This is a genomic window from Streptomyces sp. NPDC090499 (genome assembly GCF_044769305.1).
Classification (GTDB): domain Bacteria; phylum Actinomycetota; class Actinomycetes; order Streptomycetales; family Streptomycetaceae; genus Streptomyces.
In genome coordinates, this window is sequence record NZ_JBIVXP010000007.1 from 203,024 (window position 1) to 227,927 (window position 24,904).

Sequence of the window (24,904 nt, forward strand, 5' to 3'; positions counted from 1 at the left end):
GCTGGATCAGTGGGTGGCTCGGTCGGTGGATCGGTCGCTGGATCAGTGGGTGGCTCGGTCGGTGGATCGGTCGCTGGATCAGTGGGTGGCTCGGTCGGTGGATCGGTCGCTGGATCAGTGGGTGGCTCGGTCGGTGGATCGGTCCGCGGCTCGGTGGGCGGCTCACTCGGCGGCTCGGTGGGCGGCTCACTCGGCGGCGAGCAGGTGGGCCGGGGCGATCCGGGACAGTCGCCGGATCGGCACCGTCAGGGCCGCCACCACCAGGGCGGTCGCGGCGAGCGTGGCCAGCAGTGCGGCGCCGGTGACCGTGAACAGGTGTCCGTGCAGCACGCCCCGGCCCAGGGCCAGCACCCCGGCCAGACCGGCCACCGCGCCGGACAGGCCGCCCAGCAGGGCCAGCCCGATCCCCTCGTAGAGGGTCAGCCTCGCCAGCTCGCGGTCGGTCCAGCCGGTCGCCCGCAGCACCGCGAGGTCGGCGGCGCGTTCGCGCTGCGAGATGACCAGGACGTCGATGGCGCCGGCGGCGCCCAGCAGCAGGGACAGGGCGACGCTGAGGTAGTCGGCCTCGCGCGCCTGCGCCACCACGGCGCTGCCGAGCAGCGACCCGGCCACCTCGCCCCGGAAGGCCAGCGTCAGGGCGAGCAGCACCGTGAAGGCGGCCACGCCCAGCGCCAGCCCCGCCGCGCCCAGCAGCGTGCGGCCCCGCACCCGCAGCAGGTTGAGCACGGCCAGCCCGGCCACCGAACGCACCGGGCGGGCGGCGCGACGGGCCGCCGTCACCGGGGGCCGGACGGCTTCCATCGGGCCCAGCCGGGTGGCGAGCCAGGCGGGGATCAGGCCCGCAGTGGTGGCAAGCAGAAGTGCCACCGGGAGCACGAGGAGCGCCTTGGCCCCGGCCGCGGGCTGTCCCAGCAGCCGGCCCAGCGCGTACGCGAGCAGCGCGCCCGCGGCCCCGGCGGCGAGGCCGATCACCGCCAGTTCGCCGAGGACCAGGCGGAGTACCTCGCCGCCGCTCCAGCCCAGGCAGCGCAGCGTGCCGATCTCGGTGCGGCGGGAGCGCACCGAGGCCAGTGCCGCCTGGCCGAGGAAGAGCGCGCACACGACGAGGACCAGGACGAAGAGCACCGCGCTCTTGGTGTCCACCGCCCGGAGGATGCGCAGTGCCACGCCCTTGGCGACCCAGCGCTCCGTCACCCGCGCCGACCCGCTCAGCGCCACCGTCCGCGGGGCGGGCGAGCTACCGACGGTGACGTCGACCTGGAGCCGGGGGTAGGCGGCCCGGATCGCCCCGGCCACGGCGTTCACCCGCGCCCGGGAGGCGGTGTCGACGCCGGTCACCCCGGCCACCCGGATCCTGATCGCGCTCACCGGCGCCCTGTCCTGGAGGCCCGCGACCCGGCGGCTCTTGGTGAGCGCGGTGATGGAGTCCATCGTCGTCAGCATGGTGGGCGGCGGGCTGAGATAGCCGCCCAGGTTGCGGTCGGGCCGCAGCGGCCTGCCCTGGAGCTTCGCCCGGGTCGCGGCGTCCGCGCCGGTGACCTGCGGCGACTGGTAGGTCTCCAGCGGGGTGTCGGAGAGTGCCGAGAAGCCGCGCAGCCTGCCGGTGTCGTAGCGGCCGACCAGGCGGACGAAGGGGTTGGGCAGGCGCCCGGAGTCGACGCCGTCACAGGTACCCAGGCCGACGCAGTTCGTGGCGGCGTGGCTGGTCACCTTCCGGTACTGGGTGCCCTGGTGGTTCTCCTCGGGGACGTTGCGGAACGGCTGCTGGTCCGCGGCGGTGACCCACAGGCTGCGCTTCTGGGGCGGCTGCGGCTGCGCGGCGAGGTTGCCGTCGGAGGTCCGGCGGTAGGTGACCGGGCCGACCGTCCAGTAGTTCCCGGTGTCGAACGAATCCTCGGTCAGCGCCTTCCGGTAGCCCTTGCCCAGGTCGACCCGGGTCGTGCCCACCGTGGTGCCGTGCAGGCCCCGTACGAAGCTGTCAGCCGTCGGGTTGCCCAGCTTCGAGGGCAGCTCGGCCGGGTCGCCGACGTCGAGGCGCTGGACGGTGGCGTCGAGCGTGCCGGTGGTCAGCGGGTCGTCGCTGAGCAGCGCCGGGATGTAGGAGTCGTGCTGTCCGTGGACGCTCTTGGCGGACGACACCGTCCACGGCTTGTCCCGCTCGGTGAGCATCCGGCCCGAGGTGACGGTGGAGCCGAGGCCCACCAGCTCGTCCTCGGCCGCCGGGTCGACGGCGGACAGCAGCACGGGGTAACTGACCGGGACGTCGACGGTGGCCTTGTCCCGGCCGGACTGGCAGTTCATCCGTGAACTCAGGTCCGGGTCGAACGGCGACTTCTCCCTGAGGTCCTCGGCGATGAAGTTCGGCCGCATCGGCAGGTTCAGGTTGAACTCGGTCTGCTCGGTCTTGTCCCAGTTGAAGTAGAAGCAGACGTCGTACTTCCCCTTCAGCCGGTACCGCTGGGTGCTCTTGTCGACCGCGCCCTGCTCCAGGGTGTCGGACTGGAACAGGTCCTCCTGCTTCCCCGCCGAGGTCAGGGGGGAGCGGGTGAGGTAGACGTACTCGTCGGAGGTGCGGTAGGCGCCCAGTCCGGAGGTGAGCGTCGGGCTGATGCGCAGGATCTGCCGGGACGCCCTGGAGTCCAGGAAGCGGGACACGTCCACGGTGACGGTGCTCGACACCATCAGGTAGCCGATGTTGGCGACCGGCGCGGCCACGTCGACCCCGGCCAGGCCGCGGATGCGCCGGTACTGGTCCATGGTGATGCCGCCGAACGTGCCGGACAGGAAGTTCGGCGCGACCAGGCCGTTCTGCCGCTCCACGGCCGTCTGCGAGTCGGGCGGGCGCACCAGGACGTCGTACGCGGACCGGGCGTTCTTCCGTACCGTGCCCACGGTGGTCGCCTGGCTCGTGCTCACCGTCGAGGTCAGCAGGGTGAAGCTGGTCGCCGCCACCAGGATCCCGGCGGCCAGGGCCAGCGCGCGCCCGCGCCGCCGCCGGAGCTGGTCGAGGATCATCGTGATCACGGGCGCAGGCCCCCCAGCCGGTGCAGTACGTCGCCGAACGGCGTGACCCGCTGGTCCGAGGTGGTCCTGCCGTCCTGCAGGCGCACCACCCGGTCGCCGTTGGCCGCGACCTCCGCGTCGTGGGTGGCGATCAGCATCGTCATCCCGTACCGCTCGCGCAGCGACATCAGCAGGTCGATGATCTCCCGCCCGATGACGCTGTCCAGGTTGCCGGTGGGCTCGTCCGCCAGCAGCAGCCCCGGCCGGTTGACCAACGCGCGGGCGACGGCGACGCGTTGCTGCTGGCCGCCCGACAACTGCGCGGGCAGGGCGTCGGCCCGGTCGTCCAGGCCGACCGCTTCGAGCAGTTCCATGCCGCGCGCACGGCGGTCGAAGTCCACTCTGCGCGGCAGGACGGGGGCCAGTACGTTGTCCAGCGCGGTCAGCGCGGGCAGCAGGTGGAAGCGCTGGAAGACGAAGCCGATCCGCCTGCGGTGCCGGTCCAGGTCCCGGCGCACGAGTTCCGTGCCGTCGATCTCGACGTGTCCCTCGTCGGGCCGGTCCATGCCACCCGTCACGTGCAGCACGGTGGACTTGCCGGCACCGGACGGCCCGGTCAGCATCACCACCTCGCCCGCCGCGACCTCCAGGTCGACCCCGTCCAGCGCGGTCAGCCCGGGATACCGGCGGCTCACCCCGCGCAACGCCACGCTCACAGCCATCGATGCAGCCTCGCCCTCGTACGTCGCCGCACCCACGTCGCGGCACCTACATTGCGGCAATTCAGGGGTATGTTGTCACAATGTAGAAGGGACGTATATGCCGCTCCACCACGCCGTGCTCGCGCTGCTGACCCGGCGACCGAATCACGGATACGAACTCAAGGCCCGGTTCGAGGAGGCCATCGGCCCGCAGTGGGGTGGCCTGAACATCGGTCACCTCTACCAGATCCTCGAACGGCTGGTCCGGGACGGCTATGTCTCGCGCTCCCAGGTCACGCAGACCGACCGGCCCGACAAGAACCTCTACACGCTCACCGAGGCGGGCGAGGCCGAACTGCGCTCCTGGGCGACCACCGCCTGGGTGCGGGTCGGCGGCTTCCGCGACGAACTCTTCCTGAAGCTCCTCGGCGCCTCCGCCCTGGGCACGCAGGCCCTCGCCACGCTGATCGAGTCGCAGCGGCAGACGTACCTCTCCGAACTCGCCGGCCTGGCCCGGCAGCGCAGGGCCCACGCCGACGAGCCGCTGGTCGCCGTCCTGATCGACGCCGCCGTCGCCCACACCAAGGCCGACCTCGAACTGCTGGACAGCGCCGCACAGCACCTGGGCCCGCTCGCCGCGGCGCACGACGACACGCAGGCGCAGGGAGACACCGATGTGACGGGCGGGTCCCGCGCGGAGTCGGCCTGAGAGCGCCCCGTAAGGGGCGCTGGGGGTCCCCCCGGCCGAAGGCTGGGGGAGGAACTGCGCGACCAGCCACGACGGCGCCGCAGTCGGCTTCCGGTCGGCGGTTCAGGCCAACTGCGGCGGCAGCGCGGCCGTGTGGGTCACGATCAGCCCGGAGACCGCTCGGGTGAGGGCGACGTACAGGCGGCGCAGCCCGGTGCGTTCGTCCGGTTCGCCGTCGACGACGGCCTGCGGCTCGTCCAGGACCACGTAGTCGTACTCCAGGCCCTTGGCCAGCGACGCCGGGACCAGGGTGAGACGGGTCTCGGCCGTGGTCTCCTCGCCGGGCGCCAGGTGACCGATGCCCGCCGCCGTCAGCGCCGCCGTGAGCGCGGGCACGCGCGCGTCCGCCGCGATCAGGCCCGTCGAACCCTCGTTGCGGAGCAGCTCCTCGCACGCGGCGACCACGTCCGCGGTGTCCGCGACGGGCCGGAGCGCGAAGAAACCGGGGTTCTCACGGACCGAGGCGACCGGGGCGAGACCGGGGGCGATGTGCGGGAGGAGCCGGGAGGCGTAGGTGATGACGTCGGTCGGGACGCGGAAACCCGCCGTCAGCTCCTCGATCACCCCGTCGGCCTTGCCGAGGTGGGCCAGCGCCTCGTCCCAGCTCCGGGTCGCCCACGGCGTGGTGCCCTGCGCCAGGTCGCCGAGGACGGTCGCCGAACCGGTGGTGCAGCGGCGACCGACCGCGCGGTACTGCATGGGGGAGAGGTCCTGCGCCTCGTCGAGGACGACATGGCCGAGCGAGTGCGTGCGCTGCACGAGGTCCGTCGCCTCGTCGATCAGCACCGCGTCCGCGGCCGACCACTTCGCCGCCCTGACACTGCGCACCGGCTTCGCCCACCCGATCGTCTTCTGCTCCTCGCCGGTGAGGATCCCCTCCGCGTGTACGGCGAGGAAGTCCGCGTCCGTGAGCAGGCGCAGCACGAGCTTCGCCGGGTCGACCGGCGGCCAGACCTGCTTGATCGCCGCCTTCACCGCCGCGTTGCGCGCCACCGAGTCCTGCACGCGGTCGTCGGGCGCCTCTCCCGAGCGCTCCATCTGGACCAGCACGGCATGCGCGATGCGCTGCGGCAGGGCCTCGCGCGCGGCGCCGTACCGGATGCCCCGGTCCAGCAACTCCCGCACGATGGCCTCCAGTTCGTACGCCGGGACCCGCCAGCGCCGGGAGCCGCGCACCACCACGACCGGTTCGGCGGGCGGCGTGACGTGCGCGTAGACGGCCCTGCGCAGGACCTCCGCCATCCGGGCGTCGCCCTTGATGACCGCCGCGCGGGCGTCGTCGGTGCCGCGGATCTCGACGTCACGCGCCACCAGGTCGTCCACCGTCGCCTGCTGCACGGTCAGCTCGCCCAGCGCGGGCAGCACCTGCTCGATGTAGTGCAGGAAGGAGCGGTTCGGTCCGATGACCAGGGTGCCGGTGCGCGCCAGCCGCTCCCGGTGCGCGTAGAGGAGGTACGCGACCCGGTGCAGGCCGACGGCGGTCTTCCCGGTCCCCGGGCCACCCTGCACACACACCGTTCCGCCGAGCCCGCTGCGCACGATCTCGTCCTGCTCGGGCTGGATCGTCGCCACGATGTCGCGCATCGGGCCGACGCGCGGGCGCTCGATCTCCTGCTGGAGCAGCTTGCTGGTGCGGGCCGCCTCGGCTGGGTCGGAGAGGTGCTCGTCCTCGTACGCCGTGATGTCGCCGCGGGTGTACCCGAAGCGGCGGCGCAGCGCGATGTCCATCGGGTCCTTCTTGGAGGCCCGGTAGAACGGCTGCGAGACCGGCGCCCGCCAGTCGATCACCATCGGGTCGCCGTCGTGGTCGTGGACGTGCCGGCGCCCGATGTAGAAGCGCCCGCCCGTCTCCGACCGCCGCCCTTGCAAGGAAGGCGCTTCGCGCCCCTTTGATTCGTACGCGCCCTCGGCCTGGTCGGCGCCGGGGGCGTGCAGGTAGTCGAGGCGGCCGAAGAACAGCGGGGTGTCGCTGAGGTCGGCCAGCGCCTTGATGCGCTCCTGCATCTGGCGGGCCAGGACCTCGGCGTTGACCCAGTTCGCGGTGACGTCGCTGATGTCCAGCGACTCGACGTCCTCGCGCATGGCGCGCAGGGCGGCACGGGACTCGGCGAGGTGGGAGCGTTCCCGGGAGAGAGGGTCGGAGAGGGGGGCGGGGTGGGGTTCCGCCAGCGGGTCGTGGGCGGGCGTGGACAAGGGGGTGCCTCCGAAGGCCTGCGGGTCGATGGCGCTCAGGTGTGGATGGCGCACAGGTGGCGATCAGCCGACCGGTTTCCGTCCGGCAACGTAAGGGCGGCCCGTAGGGCCTCGGCTGAGGGTGGTGGTGGGAGACGGGTGGGCGGCACTCCGGGGTGGGCGGAGGCGGGCAAGAGCGAGAATTCTAGTGAGGTGGGGTGGGGGAAGCGAATGGATTTCCTGGGGGGGCAGCGCCCCGTAGGGGCGCGGGGAACTGCGCGACCAGCCCCCACCGGCCCACACCTGTCCCGCAACCCCTAGGGGGAGCGTCACCCGGAGGGTGGGGCCGAGATGAGGGGCGGGGTCCATCGGGGGGTGGACGGCGGTATGCCGGAAATTGGACCCGTGGACCGATGCCGTACCGGCACCCGAAGTTCCACCATGGAGACATGAGCGCAGCAACCATTCACCCAGCCCCCAGCCGTCCCCCGGGCGCCACGGCCCTCGACGGAGTCCCTCAGCCCCACCACCGTCTGGGCGACGCCCTGCGCGCCGTCAAGGTCTTCGTCAGCGCGGCGTTCAGCGTCGCGATACTCGGTGAATACGGCGAGGAAGCGGGCATACACCGCAAGTAACGGCATAGGGTCGCCCCCGTGCCGAACCGGACGGTGACGTCACCCCCTGCCCCGCCCGCCTCCATCCCCCTCCCCCTGTCCCTCTCCTTACTGACGGCCTCCCTCTGCTCCTTCGCCGCCCTCGGCATCCTGCTCCACGCCCCGATGGCCGACCTGCTCGTCTACCGGGCCGAGGGCGAAGCCGTGGTCCACGGCGGTGACCTGTACGGCTTCACGGTCACCGAGTGGCGGCTGCCGGCGACGTATCCGCCCTTCGCGGCGGTCCTGTTCGTCCCGGCGACCTGGATCCCCGTCCCGGCCCTGAAGGCCGTGTTCCTCGCGGGCAACGCGCTCCTGCTCGCCTGGCTCATCGCCCTCTCCGCCCGCCTGGCCGGCCGCACCGCACCCCTTCCGCTGCTGTGCGCGGCGACCGCGCTCGCGCTCTGGCTGGAGCCGGTCTTCCAGACACTGCTCTTCGGCCAGGTCAACCTGGCCGTCACCGGCCTGGTCCTCTGGGACCTCACCCGCCCGCCCGGCGCCCGCGCCAAGGGCCTGGCCCTGGGCATCGCGGCGGGCGTCAAACTCACCCCGGCCATCTTCATCGCCTACCTGTTCCTCACGGCACGCAGAAAGGAGGCGGCCACCGCGACGGCGTTCTTCGCGGGCACGGCCCTGCTCGGCGCCCTTCTCCTCCCCGCGGCCACCGTGGACTTCTGGACGCGACGCCTGTTCGACACCGGCCGGGTCGGCAAGGCCTGGATCGTCGACAACCAGTCCCTCCAGGGCCTGGTCGCCAGGGCGGCGGGCACGGCGGCACCGGGCCCGGCCTGGATGCTTCCGGCGGCAGCGCTGGCGGCGGCGGGCCTGTTCCTGGCGGCCCGCGCCCGCCGCGGCCACGGCTCCGACCACTGGGGCATCCTGCTCACCGCGTTCACGGCCCTGCTGGTCTGCCCGATCAGCTGGTCCCACCACTGGGTGTGGTGCGTCCCGTTGCTGGCCGTCCTGCTGGCCGAGGGCCGCACCCTCCTCGCGGCCACGGCGACCCTGCTCTTCACGGCCCGCACGATGTGGCTGGTGCCCCACCAGGGCGACCTGGACCTGCACCTGCCGTGGTGGCAGCAGGCGGGCGCAGCGCCGTACCCGCTGCTGGGGCTGGCGCTGCTGGCGGGCGCCGCACTCGCCCTGCGGCGGCGCAGCGGCAGCCTGCCGGACCGGCGGCCCGGCGGCGCCCTGCCGGACGGCTCTCAGCCCTCCGTCAGCAGCTCGTCCGCGTCCATGATCCGGTAGGCATACCCCTGCTCCGCCAGGAACCGCTGCCGGTGGGCGGCGAAGTCCTGGTCGATCGTGTCGCGGGCGACGACGGAGTAGAAGTGGGCCTGGTGGCCGTCGGCCTTGGGCCGCAGCACACGTCCCAGCCGCTGGGCCTCCTCCTGTCTCGACCCGAAGGTGCCCGACACCTGGATGGCGACCGTCGCCTCCGGCAGGTCGATGGAGAAGTTGGCGACCTTCGAGACGACCAGCACGCTGATCTCGCCCTCGCGGAAGGCGTCGAAGAGCTTCTCGCGCTGGGCGTTGGAGGTCTCGCCCTTGATGACCGGGGCGTTCAGGTGCTCGCCCAGTTCGTCGAGCTGGTCGATGTACTGGCCGATGACGAGGATCTGCTGCCCGGCGAAGCGCTTCACGATCGCCTCCGTGACCTTCCGCTTGGTCGCGGTGGTCGCACAGAAGCGGTACTTCTCCTCGGTCTCGGCGGTGGCGTACGCCAGCCGCTCCGAGTCCGTCAGGTTCACCCGCACCTCCACGCAGTCGGCGGGTGCGATGTAGCCCTGCGCCTCGATCTCCTTCCACGGGGCGTCGAACCGCTTGGGCCCGATGAGGGAGAACACGTCCGATTCCCGGCCGTCCTCGCGCACGAGGGTGGCCGTCAGCCCCAGCCGCCGGCGCGCCTGCAGGTCGGCGGTGAACTTGAAGACAGGAGCCGGCAGCAGATGGACCTCGTCGTAGACGATCAGACCCCAGTCCCGGGAGTCGAAGAGCTCCAGGTGCGGGTAGACACCCTTCCGCCTGGTGGTGAGGACCTGGTACGTGGCGATCGTGACGGGCCGGATCTCCTTCCGGGTCCCGCTGTACTCCCCGATCTCGTCCTCGGTGAGACTCGTCCGCTTCACCAGTTCGTGCTTCCACTGCCGCGCGGAGACGGTGTTCGTGACGAGGATCAGGGTGGTCGACTTCGCCTGCGCCATGGACCCGGCCCCGACCAGCGTCTTCCCGGCCCCGCAGGGCAGCACCACGACACCGCTGCCGCCGTGCCAGAAGTTCTCCACGGCCTGCTTCTGGTAGGGCCGCAGCGCCCAGCCGTCCTCGGCGAGCTCGATCGGATGGGCCTCCCCGTCCACGTACCCGGCGAGGTCCTCCGCGGGCCAGCCCAGCTTCAGCAGGGTCTGCTTGATCTGCCCGCGCTCGGAGGGGTGCACGGCGACGGTGTCGGGGTCGATCCGGGCCCCGACCAGCGGGGCGATCCGCTTGGAGCGCAGGATCTCCTCCAGGACCGGACGGTCGGTGGTGGTGAGCACCAGCCCGTGCGCCGGGTGCTTGCTGAGCGTCAGCCGCCCGTACCGGTCCATCGTCTCGGCGATGTCGACCAGCAGCGCGTGCGGCACCGGATAGCGGCTGTACTCGACCAGCGCGTCCACGACCTGCTCGGCGTCGTGCCCGGCCGCCCGCGCGTTCCACAGGCCCAGGGGGGTCACCCGGTAGGTGTGGATGTGCTCCGGCGCCCGCTCCAGCTCGGCGAAGGGCGCGATCGCCCGGCGGCAGTCGTCGGCCCGCTCGTGGTCGACTTCCAGGAGCAGGGTCTTGTCGGACTGGACGATCAACGGACCATTCACGCGCTGCACCCTTTCCGTTCGGACCGTGGGCCATCGCCATGGCGGCCATCGTCACGGGCCAAAGTTCCAGTGTGCCTCATGGGCGAGCGATCACCTTCGCCGTTCGACGGAACGTGCACCGCCCGTGACCGGCTTCGGCGGGCATCTGATCGTCCTGTGCAACCTTGAGCCCGTTTCGGCTGTCATGTCCGAGGGAGGCGCGGATGACCGCGGCTCGGTGGGGAGGCTGGGGTGACGTCCGTACGCATCTGGGGTACCGGCGCGGGGGCCGTGGCGATACTGGTGGCGACCGGGGTGTGGGCGCGTGGGTCGAGCGCGGTGGACGCCGGGCTGTGGGCCCAGGTGCGTCCCGCGATCGAGGCGCGGCTGGTGACGGAGATGACCGGGTCCGGGTACGCGGAGACCGACGAGCCCGCACTCAGGGCGCGGTGGTTCTGCCGGGCGGAGGCCCTGGAACTGGAGGAGACCGCGGGCCGGGTGCGGGCCGGCATCAACACGCTGTGCCTGGAGTACGGCGCCGACGGCGGCACCCTGGTCGAGTGCAGCGGCGGTCAGACACCGCAGGTGGTACGGCTGGCACGGGATCCGGCGGCCGGCGGTTTCCGCATTCTCTCCGCCCAGGAGCCCCCGGACGGCGAGGGCTACGGAGAGTGGGAGCAAACCCACTTCACCCACCACGCCGCCTCCCGCCTCGACCACCCGATGGCGTCCACCTCCCTCGAGGCCGCAGCCCGCACCCACTTCGGCCTGCCGGCCGGTGCACCGGTACGGGACTGCTGACAGCGCCAGGCCCCAGCGCCCCGAAGGGCGCGCTCGGGGTCCCCGGCCGAAGGCTGGGGGAGGAACTGCGCGACCGGCCACGACGGCGCCGCAGCCGGACGAGGGCACCGGCGCAGCGGTTCAGTCCTCCGCGAGTTCGGCCACGCCCGTCACCCGGTGCAGCGGATAGGTCCGTACCTCGTCCGCCGTGTGGTCGTACGCCGTGACGAAGCCGCCCTCCACCCGGATCGGGGCGATGACCCGCTGGCTGGCGGTGCCCTCGGCGTTGACGTAGCCGATCCACAGGGTGTCGCCGGTGAGGACGGCGGCCTGCATGGTGGCGAGGGTCTCGGCGGGGGTGGTGCGCGGGAGTTCGCCGCCCCTGACGGCGGCACCGGCGGACTTGCGCGGGGTGGTGGCCGCGAGGTCGCCCGCGCGGATCGCGCGGATCGCCGCCGCGAGGAGGGTGGCGTCCGGCGGCGGCGGGCCGTCCGGCACCGGCTCGGGGGCCGTGCGGGGCGGGGTGCGGTGGGCGTGGGCGCGGGTGATCAGGACGTCGCCCTCGGCGGACTCGGCGGCCGGCGCGTAGCCCATCGCGCGCAGGCCCTCCAGGAGGGCGGCCGGATCGGCCTGGGTGGCGAGGACCGTCGGGGCCAGGCGGCGCAGGCGCAGGCCCGAGGCCCGCTTGTCGGCCATGATCTCGTTGAGGACGGTGTCGTCGTCGCAGCGGACGTACGCCGAGGCCGCGCCCACCCGCAGGTGCCCGTGCCTGCGGGCCACGTCGTCGATCAGGTAGGCGAGCGGCTGCGGGACCGGCGTGCGGGAGTGCGTGGTGAGGAAGGCGTGCAGGTCGGCGGCGGTCTGCCCGGCGTCCAGGGCGCGGCGGACGGAGGCTGGCGTGAAGCGGTAGACCGTGGCGCCGCCCTTCGACTCGACGTCGGCGAGGACGCCCAGCGCGTCGGCGAGCGGGCGGCGCAGCGGGCCCGGGGCGACCGCGGTCAGGTCGGCCTGGAGCAGGACGTGGTCGAGGGGCTCGGGCAGGAGCGGGGCGAGCAGCCGGCCGGCGGTGGCGGTGGCGACGGCCTGCTCGGGCGCGGAGAGGGGTTCGAGGGCGAGGGCGAGGTGGTGGTGGCGCACCGGGAGCTTGTCGCCCGGTCCGGACGGCTCCGCGGCCTGCTCGGGCGTCTTCTCCACGGCTGGTGCGCCGAGCAGCGCACGGCCGTGTGCCGACAGCGCCCCGCGCCCGGTCACGCCCAGCAGCTCGGCCTCGGACAGGGTCCAGCGGGTCAGCCGGGTGCGCAGGTCGTCGCCGTGCTGCTGCGGGCCGCGCAGCGGGCGTTCCCAGCGCAGCCGGGCCAGCACCGAGTCGGGGGCCGGGGCGGCGCCCTCCGGGAGCGCGGCGAGGAGGGAGAGCACCCGGTGCCGTACCTCGGGCGCCGCGGAGCGGTCGAGGCCGGGGCCGAGCGCGGACAGGGCGCGGTCCTTGGCGTCCCGGCCGCCGACCAGACCCGAGGCGCGGGTGCCGGTGAGCCAGGCCTCGGCCAGCTGGGCCCAGCGTTCGGCGGGCGGCCGCTCCAGCCACTCGTCGTAGGCGGGGGTGGCCGCGTAGCGTTCGTCGGCCTCGCCGTCGGAGGCGAGCAGCCCGGCCGCGTAGGCCAGCTCGACCCAGAACGCGGCGATCGGCTCGGGCAGGTCCAGGGCGACGGCGGTCCGCTTGAGGTCCCGGACGCTCAGGCCGCCCGCCCGCAGCACCGCGGGACCGCCCTCGTCCCAGTCCTTCAGCAGCTCCTCGACGGTCGCGAGGGTGGTGTAGGCCTGCCCGGCCGCGGTCGCGTCCACAACCTGTGGACGGTGCACGGCGGCCGGCTCGACGGCGGGCGGGGCGGGCTCCGGTTCGCGGTGGGCGCGGCCCTCGCGCAGGTGCAGGGCGACCTCGCGGGGCAGCACCACGGTGCCGGGGGCGGTCGGCAGCAGCAGGCCGCGGTCGAGGAGCCAGCGCAGATGGGCGGCCGGCTCGGGGGTGATCTGCCCGTACGGCGGCCCCCAGACCAGCCGGGAGAGGACCTCGCGGGACTCGGCGGGCGCCGCGGCGAGCAGCTTCGCCATCTTCTTCCGGTGCCCGAACAGCTTGGTGAGCGCGTCCACCGCGGAGACCGAGTCGTGGGTGGAGGGCAGCCCGGCGGCGGCCACGATCTCCTGGATCCGGCCCGGCGACATCCCCGAGGTGGCCTCCCGCACGCTCGGGCCCAGCCCGGTCGGCGACGGGTGCTGCGGGGACGGGGCGAGCACCTCGCGGGCGGTCCGCACCAGCCGCAGCCGGTCGTCGTCGCCCCACACCAGCGCCTGGTCGCGGAGCGCGGCGACGGCCCGCGGCAGCTCACCGGCGACCGCCGGGTCCCCGGCGTCCCCGGCCATCAGGCCCAGCAGCTCCTGGCAGGACGCCGGGTCGCCGGCCACCGCCAGCGCCTCCGCGGTCTGCAGGGCGAAGCGGTCGAGGCGTTCCAGGGCGCGCAGCACCGAGGCGCGGGTGCCGGCCCGGGTCGCCAGCTGGGTCAGGTCGGTGGGGACGGGGGTGATGAGGTCGGGGCGGGCACGCAGCAGTACGGCCAGGGAGGCGTCGTCCCTGGCCCGGAGCGCCTCCGCGAGGGAACGCGGCGGGGTGGCCGGGTTGCTCATCCGACCCACGGTAGCGGGTGCGGGGCGGGCGCCGGGATCACTCGTCCCGCGGCCGTTTCTGTGTAAGGGGCAGCCACCGGGCGAACAGAGCGTTGCGCAGATGTCCGGCGAATGAATTTCAGCGGGAGGATCGCGGCACCTCTGGCAACACTCGGCACCCGGTCGTCACCCTGGGCTCCCTGGCAACCGCGCGATGTCAACAACGCGGTGGGACACGGCGATTCGGGGGATGCGGTCGTGCGAACGCTCGGCGTCGAACTCAACTTCAACAACGTCGTCGCGATCTTCAGTGTCGTGATCCCGGTGCTGGCGTTCTTCTGGGAGTTCGTCGTCATCCGGCGCAAACGGCTCGGCTACCGCCTCCAGATGGACACCCTGGCCACGGACACCGCGCACGCGCCCAGCGCCGACGTGCTGGCGCGGATGCGGGACGACGGCCACGAGCTGGTGGAACCCTCCTTCGTGCTGGTGCGGATCGAGAACGCCGGCTGGCGGGAGATCGTCCCCGGCGACTACCTGACCCCGCCCGACGACAAGACCGGCATCCGGGTGCTGTTCCGGGACCGCCGGGTCGTCGGCATGGCGGTGACCGAACTCAGCCAGCCCACCCTCCGGCACTTCTTCGTCACCACCCGTGAGGGCAGGACCCAGGAGACCGACGGCTTCGGGAAGGACTGGGAGGACGGCGTCGGCGTCATCCGGCTGCCCAAGGTGACGCTGAACCCGGGCGCCCACTACAAGATCCTGGCGGTGCTGGAGCGGCGCGGCGGCAGCGAGCACGCGCCCTTCCCGCCGCCGGAGTTCCAGGCCGCGGTGACCGGCGGCATGGACCACTCCTTCGCCTGGGTCCGCTGGCTGGCCCGGCTCAAGCTGGCCCACACCGAGAGCCACACCTTCGCCTCCCGGCCGGCCGTGGGCGGTCTGGCCCTGCTGGCGGCGGCGGTCCTCGTCCAGGCGAGCCTCACCCTGTTCTTCCCGGCCAAGCCCGCCCCGCTGGACTGCGTAGGCGGCACCCTGCACCTGTCGGGCTCGACCGCGTTCGCGCCCGCGGTGACGGCGGCGGCCAGGCAGTACACGAAGCTGTGCGCGGCCAAGGGGGCGGACATCCCCATCGACGACGGCACCTTCCAGAGCAGCACCGACGGCCTCACCACGCTCCAGCAGGCCGGCAAGGCCGCCGGGATCAAGGGCGACAAGGGACTCGGCGACCACGTCACCTTCACCGACGGCCCGGCCGAGGGCAACCACGCCCAGCTGCTGCCCCGGCCGGTCGTCTACTCCCTGTTCACCCTCGTCGTGAACGACGCCGCCGACGTCCACAACCTCTCCCTGGCGCAGATCCGCGACATCTACGCGGGCAAGGTCAGGAACTGGTCCCAGGTCGGCGGCCACGACGTCCCCGTCCACCTCATCAACCGCCACCGTGGCTCCGGCACCCGCAACGCCCTCGAACAGCGGGTCCTCGCGGGCAGGTCGGTCCCGGAGGCCGACGTCAACGACTGCGCGGCGCTCGGCACCGACAAGTACGGCGTCTGCGAGGTCAACACCACCGACAGCCTGCTGGACGCCGTGAGCGCCGACCCCGGCGGCCTCGGCTACAGCGAGGTCAGCAGCGTGCCGGCCGGCAACCTCGTCAAGCTGGACGTCGGCGGCATGCCGCCCACCCTCGAAGGCGTCGAGCAGGGCACGTACCCGTACTGGCAGACCGAGTACGCCTACACCTACGGCGAACCGCCCGCCGGCTCCATCGCCGCCGCCTTCCTGCGCTACCTCACCGACCAGGGCGGCAAGGACATCCTGCGCGAGTACGGCAACCGCCCCTGCTCCGAGACCCGCTACCCGCTGGTGTGCAGGCCGACATGAGCCGTGGCCTGCGCTACCGTCGTTCCGACGGGGTAAGCCAAGACAACGCACCGGCCCCGGAGGGGACTTCGTGGGTATCGAGAGCGACCAGGTCGTCTACGAGTATCTGAGCCGCGTCGGGGACATCGCGCACCAGCGCCAGTTGTCGTCGGCCGAGCGGATGCGGCTGGTCTCCGGGCTGCGCAACGACATCGACCGGCAGCGGTCGAAGGCGACCGTCGACAGTCCGGCCGCGGTACGGCGCATCCTGGACCGGCTGGGCACGCCCGACGAGGTCGTCGAGGCGGCGGGCGGTACGTCGGCGGCCGGGTCGCCGCAGCCGCCGTCGGGCACGGTCCCCGTCCAGCGCGACGCGGGGCCTTCGCTACCGGCCGAGGACCTGCGGCGCGTCGTGCCGCGCCCCCGGCCCGCCGAGCCGGACGGTGCGGAGGCTCCGCCGCCGGACTGGTGGCGGGTGGACAGCAGCCCGTTCGGAGACGGCGACGGGGTGCCGGGGTTCGTCGGCGGGGTGGAGATCCCGGAGCTGCTCAGCAGGCCGCGGCTGCGGAAGGCGGAGCCGGCGGAGGAGGAGCCGGGCAAGCCGGAGGCGCCCCCTGTGGTGCCTGCGGTGGAGGAGGCCGCACCGTCCGGACGCCGCCGGATCCGCGTCGTCCCCCGCGTCGCCGACGGCTGGAGCAACCCGCTCCTCCTGCTGGCCGCCGCCGCGCTCGTGGTCGGCGCGGTCCTCGGCAACTGGTTCGCGCTCGTCCTCGGCTGGGCCATCGCCTACGGCTCCCGGCGGCTCACGCCGACGGAGACGAAGCTGGCGGTGATGTGGATACCGGGGCTGTCCGTCGCGGCCGGGCTGGTGTGGCTGTGGGGTCGCAGCGCGGGGCGCTGGGGCGCGCCGATCGCCCAGGGGCAGATGAGCGGGGCGGTGGGGGAGACCTGGCCGTGGGTGGTACGGGGCGCTGCGCTGGCCTCGGCCGTTTTTGTGGTGTGGCGGTCACAGAGGACGCGGTAGGGGGCGGGGCGCTCGGTCGCCGGGCGGCTGCAGGTGCGTGGGGGGCGCCCGCGCAGTTCCCCGCGCCCCTGAAAGACAAAGACATAGCTGCGGGCAGGCGCTCCACCGGGGGCCGGTGGGGGCTGGTCGCGCAGTTCCCCGCGCCCCTGAAAGACAAAGACATAGCCGCGGGCAGGCGCTCCACCGGGGGCCGGTGGGGGCTGGTCGCGCAGTTCCCCGCGCCCCTGAAAGACAAAGACATGGCCGCGGGCAGGCGCTCCACCGGGGGCCGGTGGGGGCTGGTCGCGCAGTTCCCCGCGCCCCTTACGGGGCGCTCCCCAGCCGCGTCCTACACACCCAGCCGCGGGCAGTCGTGCCGCTGGGGCGGCACGGGTGGGCGCTGGGGGTCCCCCCGGCCGAAGGCTGGGGGAGGCACCCGGCCAGCGCCGGTGAGCGTCCCCACCCTGGCCCCGGCCCCCACTCACGGCACCCTCCATCCGGCACCTCCCACCCTGCAAAATGGCCCGTATGACTTCTCGCCCCCGCCCCCTCGGCACCGTCGGTTTCGATCTCGACATGACGCTCATCGACTCCCGGCCCGGCATCCACGCCACCTACGTGGCGCTCGCCGAGCGGACCGGGACGTACATCGATGCAGATCTGGCGGTGACCCGGCTGGGGCCGCCGCTCGCGGAGGAGCTGGTGAACTGGTTCCCGGCCGAGCGGATCGCGGAGGTGAGTGATCTGTACCGGGCGATGTACCCGGAGATCGCCATCGCGGCGACGCCCGCCATGCCGGGTGCGCGGGAGGCGATCGCGGCGGTGCGGGCGGCCGGCGGCAAGAGCGTGGTGGTCACCGCGAAGTACGAGCCCAACGCGAAGCTGCACCTCAGCCACCTCGGCATAGTCCCGGACGCGGTGGTCGGCGACCTGTGGGCCGAGCAGAAGGCGGTGGCGCTGCGCGAGCACGCCGCGGGTGCGTACGTCGGCGACCACGTCGGAGACGTACGCGGGGCACGCAAGGCGGGAGCCCTGTCGGTGGCGGTGGCCACCGGGCCCTGCGACGCGGAGGAGCTGCGCGCGGCCGGCGCCGACGTGGTGCTCGCCGACCTCACCGAGCTGCCCGAGTGGCTGGCCGGCTACCGGGAGGACGCCTCCCGCGCCTGACGGCGGCCGGCCGCGACCGACTGGAGCACTCCGGCGGCCGCGACCAGGAAGCCGACGCCCATCAGCATGCTCAGCAGGTACATGTACGTCGGAAAAGGCTTCGCACCGAGGAACAGCGGTATCACGGTGACGAGTGTGGCCACCGTACCGATGAAGAAGACCACGGCTCCGGCACGGACCAGTCGGTCACCGGGCCCGGCGGAATTCGCTTGGGTTTTGTCACGCACTCGACCAGGGTAGTTCCCTGCCCGAAGGAACAACCGGGCGACGTCTTGTCACGCGCCCGAAGACCATTAGCCTTGGTACCGGCGGGTCGTGGTCGACCCGCCCGAGTGCTATCAAGGCCCGTTCCAGAGCTGTTGCATTCAGAAGTTTTCCGAGCAGTTTCCGACGAGATACGAGGACGAGGACAGACGTGCCTACCGGCAAGGTCAAGTGGTTCAACAGCGAGAAGGGCTTCGGCTTTCTCTCCCGCGACGACGGCGGTGACGTCTTCGTCCATTCCTCGGTTCTCCCCGACGGGGTCGACGCTCTCAAGCCGGGCCAGCGCGTGGAGTTCGGTGTCGTCGCCGGTCAGCGCGGTGACCAGGCGTTGTCCGTGGTCCTGCTCGACCCCACCCCGTCGGTCGCCGCCGCCCAGCGCAAGAAGCCGGACGAGCTGGCCTCGATCGTGCAGGACCTGACGACCCTGCTCGAAAACATCACGCCGATGCTGGAGCGCGGCCGTTACCCGGACAAGGCCGCCGGATCGAAGATCGCCGGGCTGCTGCGCGCGGTCGCGGACCAGCTGGACGTGTAGCCGGGTAGCCGGGTAGCCGTGCAAGAGGCATATGCCTCTCGGAAGCGGGTAAGTCCCGTGCGTTTTTTCAGGGGAAATCGAGTGCGTGCGGGCCGAGGGGCGGGACGAGTCCCTCGGCCGCCGCACGGGTGAGCAGTCCGCGCACCGCCGCGTAACCGTCCTCGCCGAGTTCCGAGGTGAACTCGTTGACGTAGAGCCCGATGTGCTGGTCGGCGACGGCCGGGTCCATCTCCTGGGCGTGCGCCATGACGTACGGCCGGGAGACCTCGGGATCGTCCCAGGCCGCGTGGACCGAGGCGCGGATCGAGCCGGCGAGGCGGGTGAGGGCCTCGGCGCCCAGCGAGCGCTTCGCGATGATCGCGCCGAGCGGGATCGGCAGGCCCGTCGTCTTCTCCCAGTGCTCGCCCATGTCGGCGAGCTTGTGCAGGCCGTAGTTCTGGTACGTGAAGCGTGCCTCGTGGATGACCAGCCCGGCGTCGACCTTCCCGTCCCGCACGGCCGGCATGATCTCGTGGAAGGGCATGACGACGATCTCGCCCACGCCACCGCCCGTCAGCGTGTCCGCGGCCCAGAGCCGGAACAGCAGGTACGCGGTCGACCTCTCGCTCGGCACGGCGACGGTACGGCCGGTGAGGTCCGTCCCCGCCTCCCGCGTCAGCACCAGCGGCCCGCAGCCCCGCCCCAGCGCGCCCCCGCAGGGCAGCAGCGCGTACTCGTCGAGGACGTAGGGCAGCACGGCGTACGACACCTTCAGCGCGTCCGACTCGCCGCGCTCGGCCATGCCGTTGGTGATGTCGATGTCCGCGAAGGTCACGTCGAGCGCGGGCGCGTCCGGGATCCGGCCGTGGGCGAGGGCGTCGAAGACGAAGGTGTCGTTCGGGCAGGGCGAGTACGCGATGCGCAAGGAGTCAGCGGTGGTCATGTGGGTTCCAACTCTCCAGGGCGGGCACGAGCTTCCCGAAGGCCTCGGTCAGGGCGGCCAGGGCGTCGCCGATGCGCCAGGCGGCGCGGTCGCGGGGGCCGACGGGGTTGGAGACCGCGCGCAGCTCCAGCACGGGCACGCCGTGCGCGGCGGCCGCCTCGGCGACGCCGAAGCCCTCCATGGCCTCGGCGAGGGCGCCCGGGTGCCGGGTGCGCAGCTGGGCCGCGCGGGCGGCGGTTCCGGTCACCGTGGAGACGGTGAGTACCGCTCCCGGGCGGGCTCCGGTGGCCTGGGCTGTCACTCGTACGAGTGAATTTGGCGGGTGGTGGCTGACGGTTCCGAAGCCCAGTTCGGTGACCGGAAGGAATCCGTCGGCCGTCTCGGCGCCCAGATCGGCCGCGGTGATCCCGTCGGCGACGACCAGGGAGCCGACCGGGGCCTCCGGCTGGAAACCGCCGGCGATCCCGGCCGAGACGACCAGTGCGTAGGGCCGGCCGGCCAGCGCGGCGGCGGTGAGGGCGGTCGCGGTGCCGGCGGCGGCGAGGGCCGGACCGACCCCGGCGGCGAGCAGGTCGTACCCGACGGCGGTGCGCAGCAGCAGGGCCGAGCCCGGCAGCCGTACCTCCTCCGGCGTACCGTCCGGGAACGCCAGTGCCACCGCGTCCCGTTCGGCCGGGACCGCGGTGGCTACCAGGATCCGCGCGGCGGACGTGGTCAGGCGTCCTTCTTGAGCTTGAAGGACCACAGGCCCAGCACCGACTTGTCGCCCTCCTTGAGGGAGACGAGGGTCGAGTTGCCGGAGGCGCCGTACTGGGCGTTGAAGAACACGCTGCCCGGGATGGTGCGGTAGGTCTTGGTGCTGGAGTCGGTGAGCGCCTGACCGTTCATCAGGATCGTCCAGCCGTTGTCCGCGATCTTCGGGTCGACGCCGAAACGGACCGTGTCGTCGGGGTCCACCTTGATGGACTTGATCCCGGTGTCCTTCAGGCACTTCGTGAGGGATTCGGTGTCCAGGGCCTTGCCGTCGTTGTAGCAGGCGGCCTCGGAGTTGACCGAGTTCGTGCCGACGGTGATCGTGGCGATCGGCGTCGGCTTGTCACAGGCAGACAGGACGAGCAGTCCGGCGGAAACGGCGCCGGCGGCGGCGACGACGCGGCGGCGTCGCGAGCGGGAGTGCAGCGTGGTCATGGCCGAAGGCTATCGGGCGGTCCGGGCCGTCTCCCCATGTGGGGTACGGCGTGCCCGGTTCGTTACGCCACTCGCGGGCGGGGGTGGGTGCCGTGCCGGGCGGAGCTGAGCAGGCCGCGCAGGGTGGCCAGCCAGCCGGCCGCCACGATCGCGGCGGCCACCACCAGCCCCAGGGTGCCGTTCAGCGGCATCACGATGCCCACCGCGCCGCCGAACACCCAGGCCACCTGGAGCAGCGTCTCCGAGCGGGCGAACGCGGACGTGCGCACCAGTTCCGGCACGTCCCGCTGGATCAGCGCGTCCAGGGAGAGCTTGGCCAGCGCCTGCCCGAAACCGGCCGCCGCCGCCAGCACCGCCACCAGCAGGGCACCGAAGAACAGCGCCGCGACGATCGCCGTACCCAGCACCAGGGCCACCGCCGCCACGATGATGATCTCCGGTGCCCGGGAGCGCAGCCAGGACCCCATCGCGGTACCGAGCGCGTTGCCGGCGCCCGCCGCGACCCCGACTATCCCGAGCGACACGGCGGCGCTCTCGCCGGTCAGCGGGTGCTCGCGGAGCAGGAACGCCAGGAAGAAGATCAGGAAGCCGGAGAGGCAGCGCAGGGCGGCATTGGCGCCCAGGGCATGGGTGACGGCCGGCCCGACCGTGCGCAGCCCCGGCCGCTTCGTCCCCTTCCGCAGCGGGCCGTGCAGATGCTCCTCGTCGGCGGCGAGCAGCGCCACGTCCTCGCCCTTGGCGGAGTCGACCTTGGGCGGCAGCGAGAAGGAGAGAAAGGTTCCCGCCACGAAGATCACGAAGGCGCCGTAGAGCGGCCACGGGTCGCCGATCGCATGCAGCCCGGCCCCGATCGGGGCGGCGATGCCGGTGGCGAGCAACCCGGCCAGGGTGACCCGCGAGTTGGCCTTCACCAGCGAGAACCGGGGCGGCAGGAGTCTGGGCACGACGGCACTGCGCACCACGCCGTACGCCTTCGACGCGACCAGCACGCCGAGCGCGGCCGGGTACAGCTCAAGGCCGCCGCCGGCCACCGCGCCCGCGATGATCAGCGCGAGCAGCGCCCGGGCGAGCATCGCACCGGCCATCGCGGCGCGCCGCCCGTGCGGCAGCCGGTCGAGCAGGGGGCCGATGACCGGGGCGAGGACGGTGAAGGGCGCCATGGTGATGGCGAGGTAGAGCGCGACGCGGCCGCGGGCCTCGTCGGTGGGCACGGAGAAGAACACGGTGGAGGCGAGCGCGACGGTGATCATGACATCACCCGCACCGTTGACCGCGTGCAGCTCGATCAGCTTCCCCAGCCCGGATTCGCCGGCGCCGTGCGCGTGGGTGGCCTTGCGGATGGAGCGGGCGGTACCGGTCACCGGAAGGTGCAGGGCACGCCCGACCGAGCGGACGGCACCGCGCATCCGGCCCGCACCGCTACCGACCCCTACAGCCCGTTGGGGTGACCTCGCGGTTGCCACGTGCTTCATAGTGCCCTGAGAGTGCAGTCCCTAGTGCACTTTGTGGCCAAGCGAGTCGTAGGGGCGCCGTGGGGTGGGGCCGGGGGCGGGGACGCTCACCGGCGCCGGCCGGGCAGCGCCCCGCCAGGGGCGCGGGGAACTGCGCGACCAGCCCCCGCCCACCCGCACACGCCCCACAACCCGCCACCACCCCAAAAAAGGCCACCCCCTCGCCTTCAGAACACCCCCCGAGCCCACCCCGAAACCCACCCCCGAGCCCACCCCCACCCCGCCTCGAAACCGGCCCGCACCCCACCCCCGTCGGCTCTCCTCCTCCCCGCGCGCACGCCGGACTGTCCCCATGCACCGACGACGGGGTAGCGTGCGTATCTCAGCCATAAAGCAGAATGGATGGCATAGGTGCGCCCGAGCGCGATCGGACGCGGACGTCGATGCGGCCCACAGGTCCGCTCCGTCCGCCCCACCGCCGGAGGCAACCGCACTCGTGAGACGGCGTAGGAGAGAAGCGATACCTGTGAGCGCAGCGACAACGCGAAGCCGCACCCCCGACCGTCTGTGCGCCGAGGCCGTCGACCTCGCCCGTGGAGCAGCCGAGGAGGCCGCCGCACCAGGGGTGGTAGGCGAGCACGCCGGCGCGGTGGCCGAGGGCGATCGCGTGGTCACGCACTTCTTCGAGTGCAAGGAGCTGGGATACCGCGGCTGGCGCTGGGCGGTGACGGTGGCCCGTGCCTCCCGCGCCAAGGTCGTCACCCTGGACGAGGTCGTCCTCCTCCCCGGCTCCGACGCCCTCCTCGCCCCCGAGTGGGTGCCGTGGAGCGAGCGGCTGCGCCCCGGCGACATGGGCCCCGGCGACCTGCTGCCCACCGAGGCCGAGGACCTCCGCCTGGAGCCCGGCTACACCGGTGAGGACGGACCGGAGCCGAACTCCCCGATCTCGGAGGAGATGGAGGAGCTGGCGGAGGCGGAGGACGCCGACGTCACCGCGGGCACCCCCGCACACCTCCCCACGGTCCCCTCCAGGGGCACGATCGCCTCGGTCGCCGAGGAACTCGGCATGCGCCGCGCCCGGGTCCTGTCCCGCTACGGCCTGCACGTCGCGGCCGACCGCTGGGAGGAGGCGTACGGCGCCAAGACCCCCATGGCGCAGGCGGCCCCCGCGACCTGCGTGAGCTGCGGCTTCCTCAGCCCCATCGGCGGCTCCCTCGGCCAGGCCTTCGGCGTCTGCGCCAACGAGTTCTCCCCGGCCGACGGCCGGGTCGTCTCCCTCTCCTACGGCTGCGGCGGCCACTCGGAGGCCGCGGTCATGCCGAAGACCCCCCAGCCGGCCCCGCCGGTCATCGACGAGACGAGGGTCGACCCCTTCCCCCTCCGCCCGGCCTCCGACTCCGGTTCGGTACCGGCGGCGGAGGACGAGACGTCGGCCGAGCTCGGCCACTCGTAGCCGCCCGGACCCCCCGTGACGCCCGTGTCCTTGGAGAGCGACAGGCCGTCCGCCGGAGGGGTGCGGGAACGCCGGTGGACGCGGACGCCGGACGGATCAAGACAGAGGCGGACAAGCCGGGTTGGCCGGTCGGCCCGGACGACGACCGGGGCCTCCCGGCCCTCGCGGCCATCGCGACCGTGGCGCGGCAGGTGCAGCTGCGGCACGGAGCGGTAGGCATGCGCGCGGCCGACCCCGGCAGGGCGCTCGGATACGGCGAGACCTCCCCGCTGCTCACCCTCGGCCCCGCCTCCTGGTCCGCTTTTGTCACCTGCGCCTCGGGACACCGACCCCGGCCGCCAGCAGGAACGCACCGGTCGCCGCCCAGAGCGCCACCAGCAGGCCTCCCTCGGTCCCCTGCCCCTCGGCGAGGCTCCCGGCCAGGGCCTGACCGGCGGCCGTACCCAGAGGGCCGCCCGCGCACAGGACGGTCATCGCGACGGCGGCCCGCTCGGGCGGGGCGAGGCGTTCGGTGAGGGCGTAGAGGGTGATCATGTAGGGCGCGACGGTGACGCTCGCGACCGGCACCACGACGGGCAGCGGCAGCACGCGCACGCCGGCGAAGAGCGTCACCATGCCCGCACACAGGGCCCCGGCGAAGCACACGTACCGCGCCCGCAGGGAGAACCCGCGCGGCAGCCAGGCACAGGCGGCCCCGGCCAGCGCGCTGCCGACGCCGAACTCGGCGTACAGGAGCCCCGCTGCGCCGGGCTCGCCGAGGGTGTCGGCGTACACGGTGACCGTGGTCTGGACGCCGCCGAAGACCGCCCCCATCGCCGCCATCGCGAGGAACAGCGCGGCCAGCGGGCGCCGGGGCAGCGGCCGGCCCGCGGCGCGGGCACCCGGGGTGTCGCCGCCGGCGAGGCGCAGGGCGAAGGGGAGGGCGGTGGTCGCGAGCAGGAGCAGGGTCGTCGCGGCGGGGGCCAGGGGGCTCAGGGCCGCCAGTACGCCCACCACCGCCGGGCCCACGACGAAGCACAGTTCGTCGGCGGCGGCCTCGTACGAGAGCGCCACGGGGAGCAGATCGCCACGGTCACGGACGAGGTGCGCCCAGTGGACCCGTACCAGCGGGCCGACCTGCGGCTGGGTGAGTCCCACGAGCACGGCGGCACCGAGCATGCCCGCCCGGCCGCCGTGGCTCGCGGCGAGCAGGGCCGCCCAGGCGGCGATGTTGGCGAGCGCGGCGAGGACGCCGACGCGCCGGTGGCCGTGCCGGTCGGCGAGGAGCCCGACGACCGGGCCGCCCGCGCCGGTCGCGAGGCTCTGCCCCGCACTGGCGAGTCCGGCGAAGGCGTAGCTGTGGGTGGACGCCTGGAGCAGGACCAGGGTGGACAGGGCGGAGGACGCGTACGGCAGGCGGGCGAGGAATCCCAGCAGGAAGAAGCCGACGCCGGCGGTGCGCAGCAGGGCGCGGTAGGGCACTGAAGTCTCCATCGGGCACGTCGAGGAGACGCGCCACCCAGCCACCAACGCGCCGAC

At 73.2% G+C, this 24,904-nt stretch carries 20 protein-coding genes; 9 read left to right on the plus strand and 11 right to left on the minus strand.

Going from position 1 to position 24,904, the window contains the following annotated elements; translation table 11 throughout:
- Nucleotides 1–186: 186 nt before the first annotated feature.
- On the minus strand, nt 187–3,015 hold the full coding sequence (locus ACIQVL_RS26270; protein WP_403476624.1) for an FtsX-like permease family protein: 2,829 nt from the start codon (nt 3,013–3,015) through the stop codon (nt 187–189).
- 5 nt (nt 3,016–3,020) lie between these two features.
- Nucleotides 3,021–3,725, minus strand: coding sequence for an ABC transporter ATP-binding protein (locus ACIQVL_RS26275; protein ID WP_403476497.1), 705 nt, complete (start codon nt 3,723–3,725; stop codon nt 3,021–3,023).
- A gap of 97 nt (nt 3,726–3,822) precedes the next feature.
- Between ACIQVL_RS26275 and ACIQVL_RS26280 the strand changes: the two genes are divergently transcribed.
- Nucleotides 3,823–4,413: a helix-turn-helix transcriptional regulator gene (locus ACIQVL_RS26280; RefSeq protein ID WP_403426726.1), complete on the plus strand. Its 591-nt coding sequence runs from the start codon at nt 3,823–3,825 to the stop codon at nt 4,411–4,413.
- 102 nt (nt 4,414–4,515) lie between these two features.
- On the opposite strand, the gene ACIQVL_RS26285 is transcribed toward ACIQVL_RS26280, so the two are convergent.
- On the minus strand, nt 4,516–6,645 hold the full coding sequence (locus ACIQVL_RS26285) for a HelD family protein (RefSeq protein WP_403476498.1): 2,130 nt from the start codon (nt 6,643–6,645) through the stop codon (nt 4,516–4,518).
- 428 nt (nt 6,646–7,073) lie between these two features.
- Between ACIQVL_RS26285 and ACIQVL_RS26290 the strand changes: the two genes are divergently transcribed.
- Nucleotides 7,074–7,259: a hypothetical protein gene (locus ACIQVL_RS26290; protein ID WP_403426729.1), complete on the plus strand. Its 186-nt coding sequence runs from the start codon at nt 7,074–7,076 to the stop codon at nt 7,257–7,259.
- Nucleotides 7,260–7,277: 18 nt separating this feature from the next.
- Nucleotides 7,278–8,525 carry a glycosyltransferase 87 family protein gene (locus ACIQVL_RS26295; RefSeq protein WP_403476499.1) on the plus strand — a complete coding sequence of 416 codons (1,248 nt, stop codon included), beginning with the start codon at nt 7,278–7,280 and terminating at the stop codon, nt 8,523–8,525.
- Here ACIQVL_RS26295 and ACIQVL_RS26300 read toward each other — a convergent pair.
- On the minus strand, nt 8,483–10,126 hold the full coding sequence (locus ACIQVL_RS26300) for a DNA repair helicase XPB (protein WP_403426732.1): 1,644 nt from the start codon (nt 10,124–10,126) through the stop codon (nt 8,483–8,485). The genes ACIQVL_RS26295 and ACIQVL_RS26300 overlap by 43 nt on opposite strands.
- 231 nt (nt 10,127–10,357) lie before the next feature.
- Between ACIQVL_RS26300 and ACIQVL_RS26305 the strand changes: the two genes are divergently transcribed.
- The gene (locus ACIQVL_RS26305) at nt 10,358–10,906 is read left to right on the plus strand and encodes a hypothetical protein (protein WP_403476500.1); all 549 of its coding nucleotides are present in this window, start codon (nt 10,358–10,360) and stop codon (nt 10,904–10,906) included.
- A gap of 120 nt (nt 10,907–11,026) precedes the next feature.
- Here the strand turns inward: ACIQVL_RS26305 and ACIQVL_RS26310 are convergent, their stop codons facing one another.
- Nucleotides 11,027–13,561 (minus strand): helicase-associated domain-containing protein, encoded by a 2,535-nt coding sequence (locus tag ACIQVL_RS26310; RefSeq protein ID WP_403476501.1) that lies wholly within the window; start codon nt 13,559–13,561, stop codon nt 11,027–11,029.
- A gap of 237 nt (nt 13,562–13,798) precedes the next feature.
- Between ACIQVL_RS26310 and ACIQVL_RS26315 the strand changes: the two genes are divergently transcribed.
- The 3 genes from ACIQVL_RS26315 (at nt 13,799) to ACIQVL_RS26325 (ending at nt 17,573) form a co-directional block, all read left to right on the plus strand.
- Nucleotides 13,799–15,424 carry a PstS family phosphate ABC transporter substrate-binding protein gene (locus ACIQVL_RS26315; RefSeq protein ID WP_403426737.1) on the plus strand — a complete coding sequence of 542 codons (1,626 nt, stop codon included), beginning with the start codon at nt 13,799–13,801 and terminating at the stop codon, nt 15,422–15,424.
- Nucleotides 15,425–15,494: 70 nt separating this feature from the next.
- The gene (locus ACIQVL_RS26320; protein WP_403476502.1) at nt 15,495–16,427 is read left to right on the plus strand and encodes a hypothetical protein; all 933 of its coding nucleotides are present in this window, start codon (nt 15,495–15,497) and stop codon (nt 16,425–16,427) included.
- Between the two features lie 507 nt (nt 16,428–16,934).
- On the plus strand, nt 16,935–17,573 hold the full coding sequence (locus ACIQVL_RS26325) for an HAD family hydrolase (RefSeq protein ID WP_403476503.1): 639 nt from the start codon (nt 16,935–16,937) through the stop codon (nt 17,571–17,573).
- Here the strand turns inward: ACIQVL_RS26325 and ACIQVL_RS26330 are convergent.
- Nucleotides 17,546–17,800 carry a hypothetical protein gene (locus ACIQVL_RS26330; RefSeq protein ID WP_093501502.1) on the minus strand — a complete coding sequence of 85 codons (255 nt, stop codon included), beginning with the start codon at nt 17,798–17,800 and terminating at the stop codon, nt 17,546–17,548. The genes ACIQVL_RS26325 and ACIQVL_RS26330 overlap by 28 nt on opposite strands.
- Before the next feature lie 188 nt (nt 17,801–17,988).
- Between ACIQVL_RS26330 and ACIQVL_RS26335 the strand changes: the two genes are divergently transcribed.
- Nucleotides 17,989–18,372: a cold-shock protein gene (locus ACIQVL_RS26335; protein ID WP_089101875.1), complete on the plus strand. Its 384-nt coding sequence runs from the start codon at nt 17,989–17,991 to the stop codon at nt 18,370–18,372.
- Between the two features lie 67 nt (nt 18,373–18,439).
- Here ACIQVL_RS26335 and ACIQVL_RS26340 read toward each other — a convergent pair whose 3' ends face one another.
- The 4 genes from ACIQVL_RS26340 to ACIQVL_RS26355 form a co-directional block, all read right to left on the minus strand.
- On the minus strand, nt 18,440–19,294 hold the full coding sequence (locus ACIQVL_RS26340; RefSeq protein WP_403426741.1) for a 1,4-dihydroxy-6-naphthoate synthase: 855 nt from the start codon (nt 19,292–19,294) through the stop codon (nt 18,440–18,442).
- Nucleotides 19,281–20,039 carry a futalosine hydrolase gene (locus ACIQVL_RS26345; RefSeq protein WP_403476504.1) on the minus strand — a complete coding sequence of 253 codons (759 nt, stop codon included), beginning with the start codon at nt 20,037–20,039 and terminating at the stop codon, nt 19,281–19,283. Before ACIQVL_RS26345 ends, ACIQVL_RS26340 begins: the two co-directional genes overlap by 14 nt.
- Nucleotides 20,009–20,482, minus strand: a complete 474-nt coding sequence (locus ACIQVL_RS26350) for a DUF2771 domain-containing protein (RefSeq protein WP_403426743.1) — start codon at nt 20,480–20,482, stop codon at nt 20,009–20,011. The genes ACIQVL_RS26345 and ACIQVL_RS26350 overlap by 31 nt, the downstream gene beginning before the upstream one ends.
- Nucleotides 20,483–20,544: 62 nt before the next feature.
- Nucleotides 20,545–21,888 (minus strand): MFS transporter, encoded by a 1,344-nt coding sequence (locus ACIQVL_RS26355; protein ID WP_403476505.1) that lies wholly within the window; start codon nt 21,886–21,888, stop codon nt 20,545–20,547.
- A 571-nt stretch (nt 21,889–22,459) separates the two neighbouring features.
- Here ACIQVL_RS26355 and ACIQVL_RS26360 point away from each other — a divergent pair.
- Nucleotides 22,460–23,386 (plus strand): DUF3027 domain-containing protein, encoded by a 927-nt coding sequence (locus ACIQVL_RS26360; protein WP_403426746.1) that lies wholly within the window; start codon nt 22,460–22,462, stop codon nt 23,384–23,386.
- 306 nt (nt 23,387–23,692) lie between these two features.
- Here ACIQVL_RS26360 and ACIQVL_RS26365 read toward each other — a convergent pair whose 3' ends face one another.
- Nucleotides 23,693–24,847, minus strand: a complete 1,155-nt coding sequence (locus ACIQVL_RS26365; protein WP_403476506.1) for an MFS transporter — start codon at nt 24,845–24,847, stop codon at nt 23,693–23,695.
- Nucleotides 24,848–24,904: the final 57 nt, after the last annotated feature.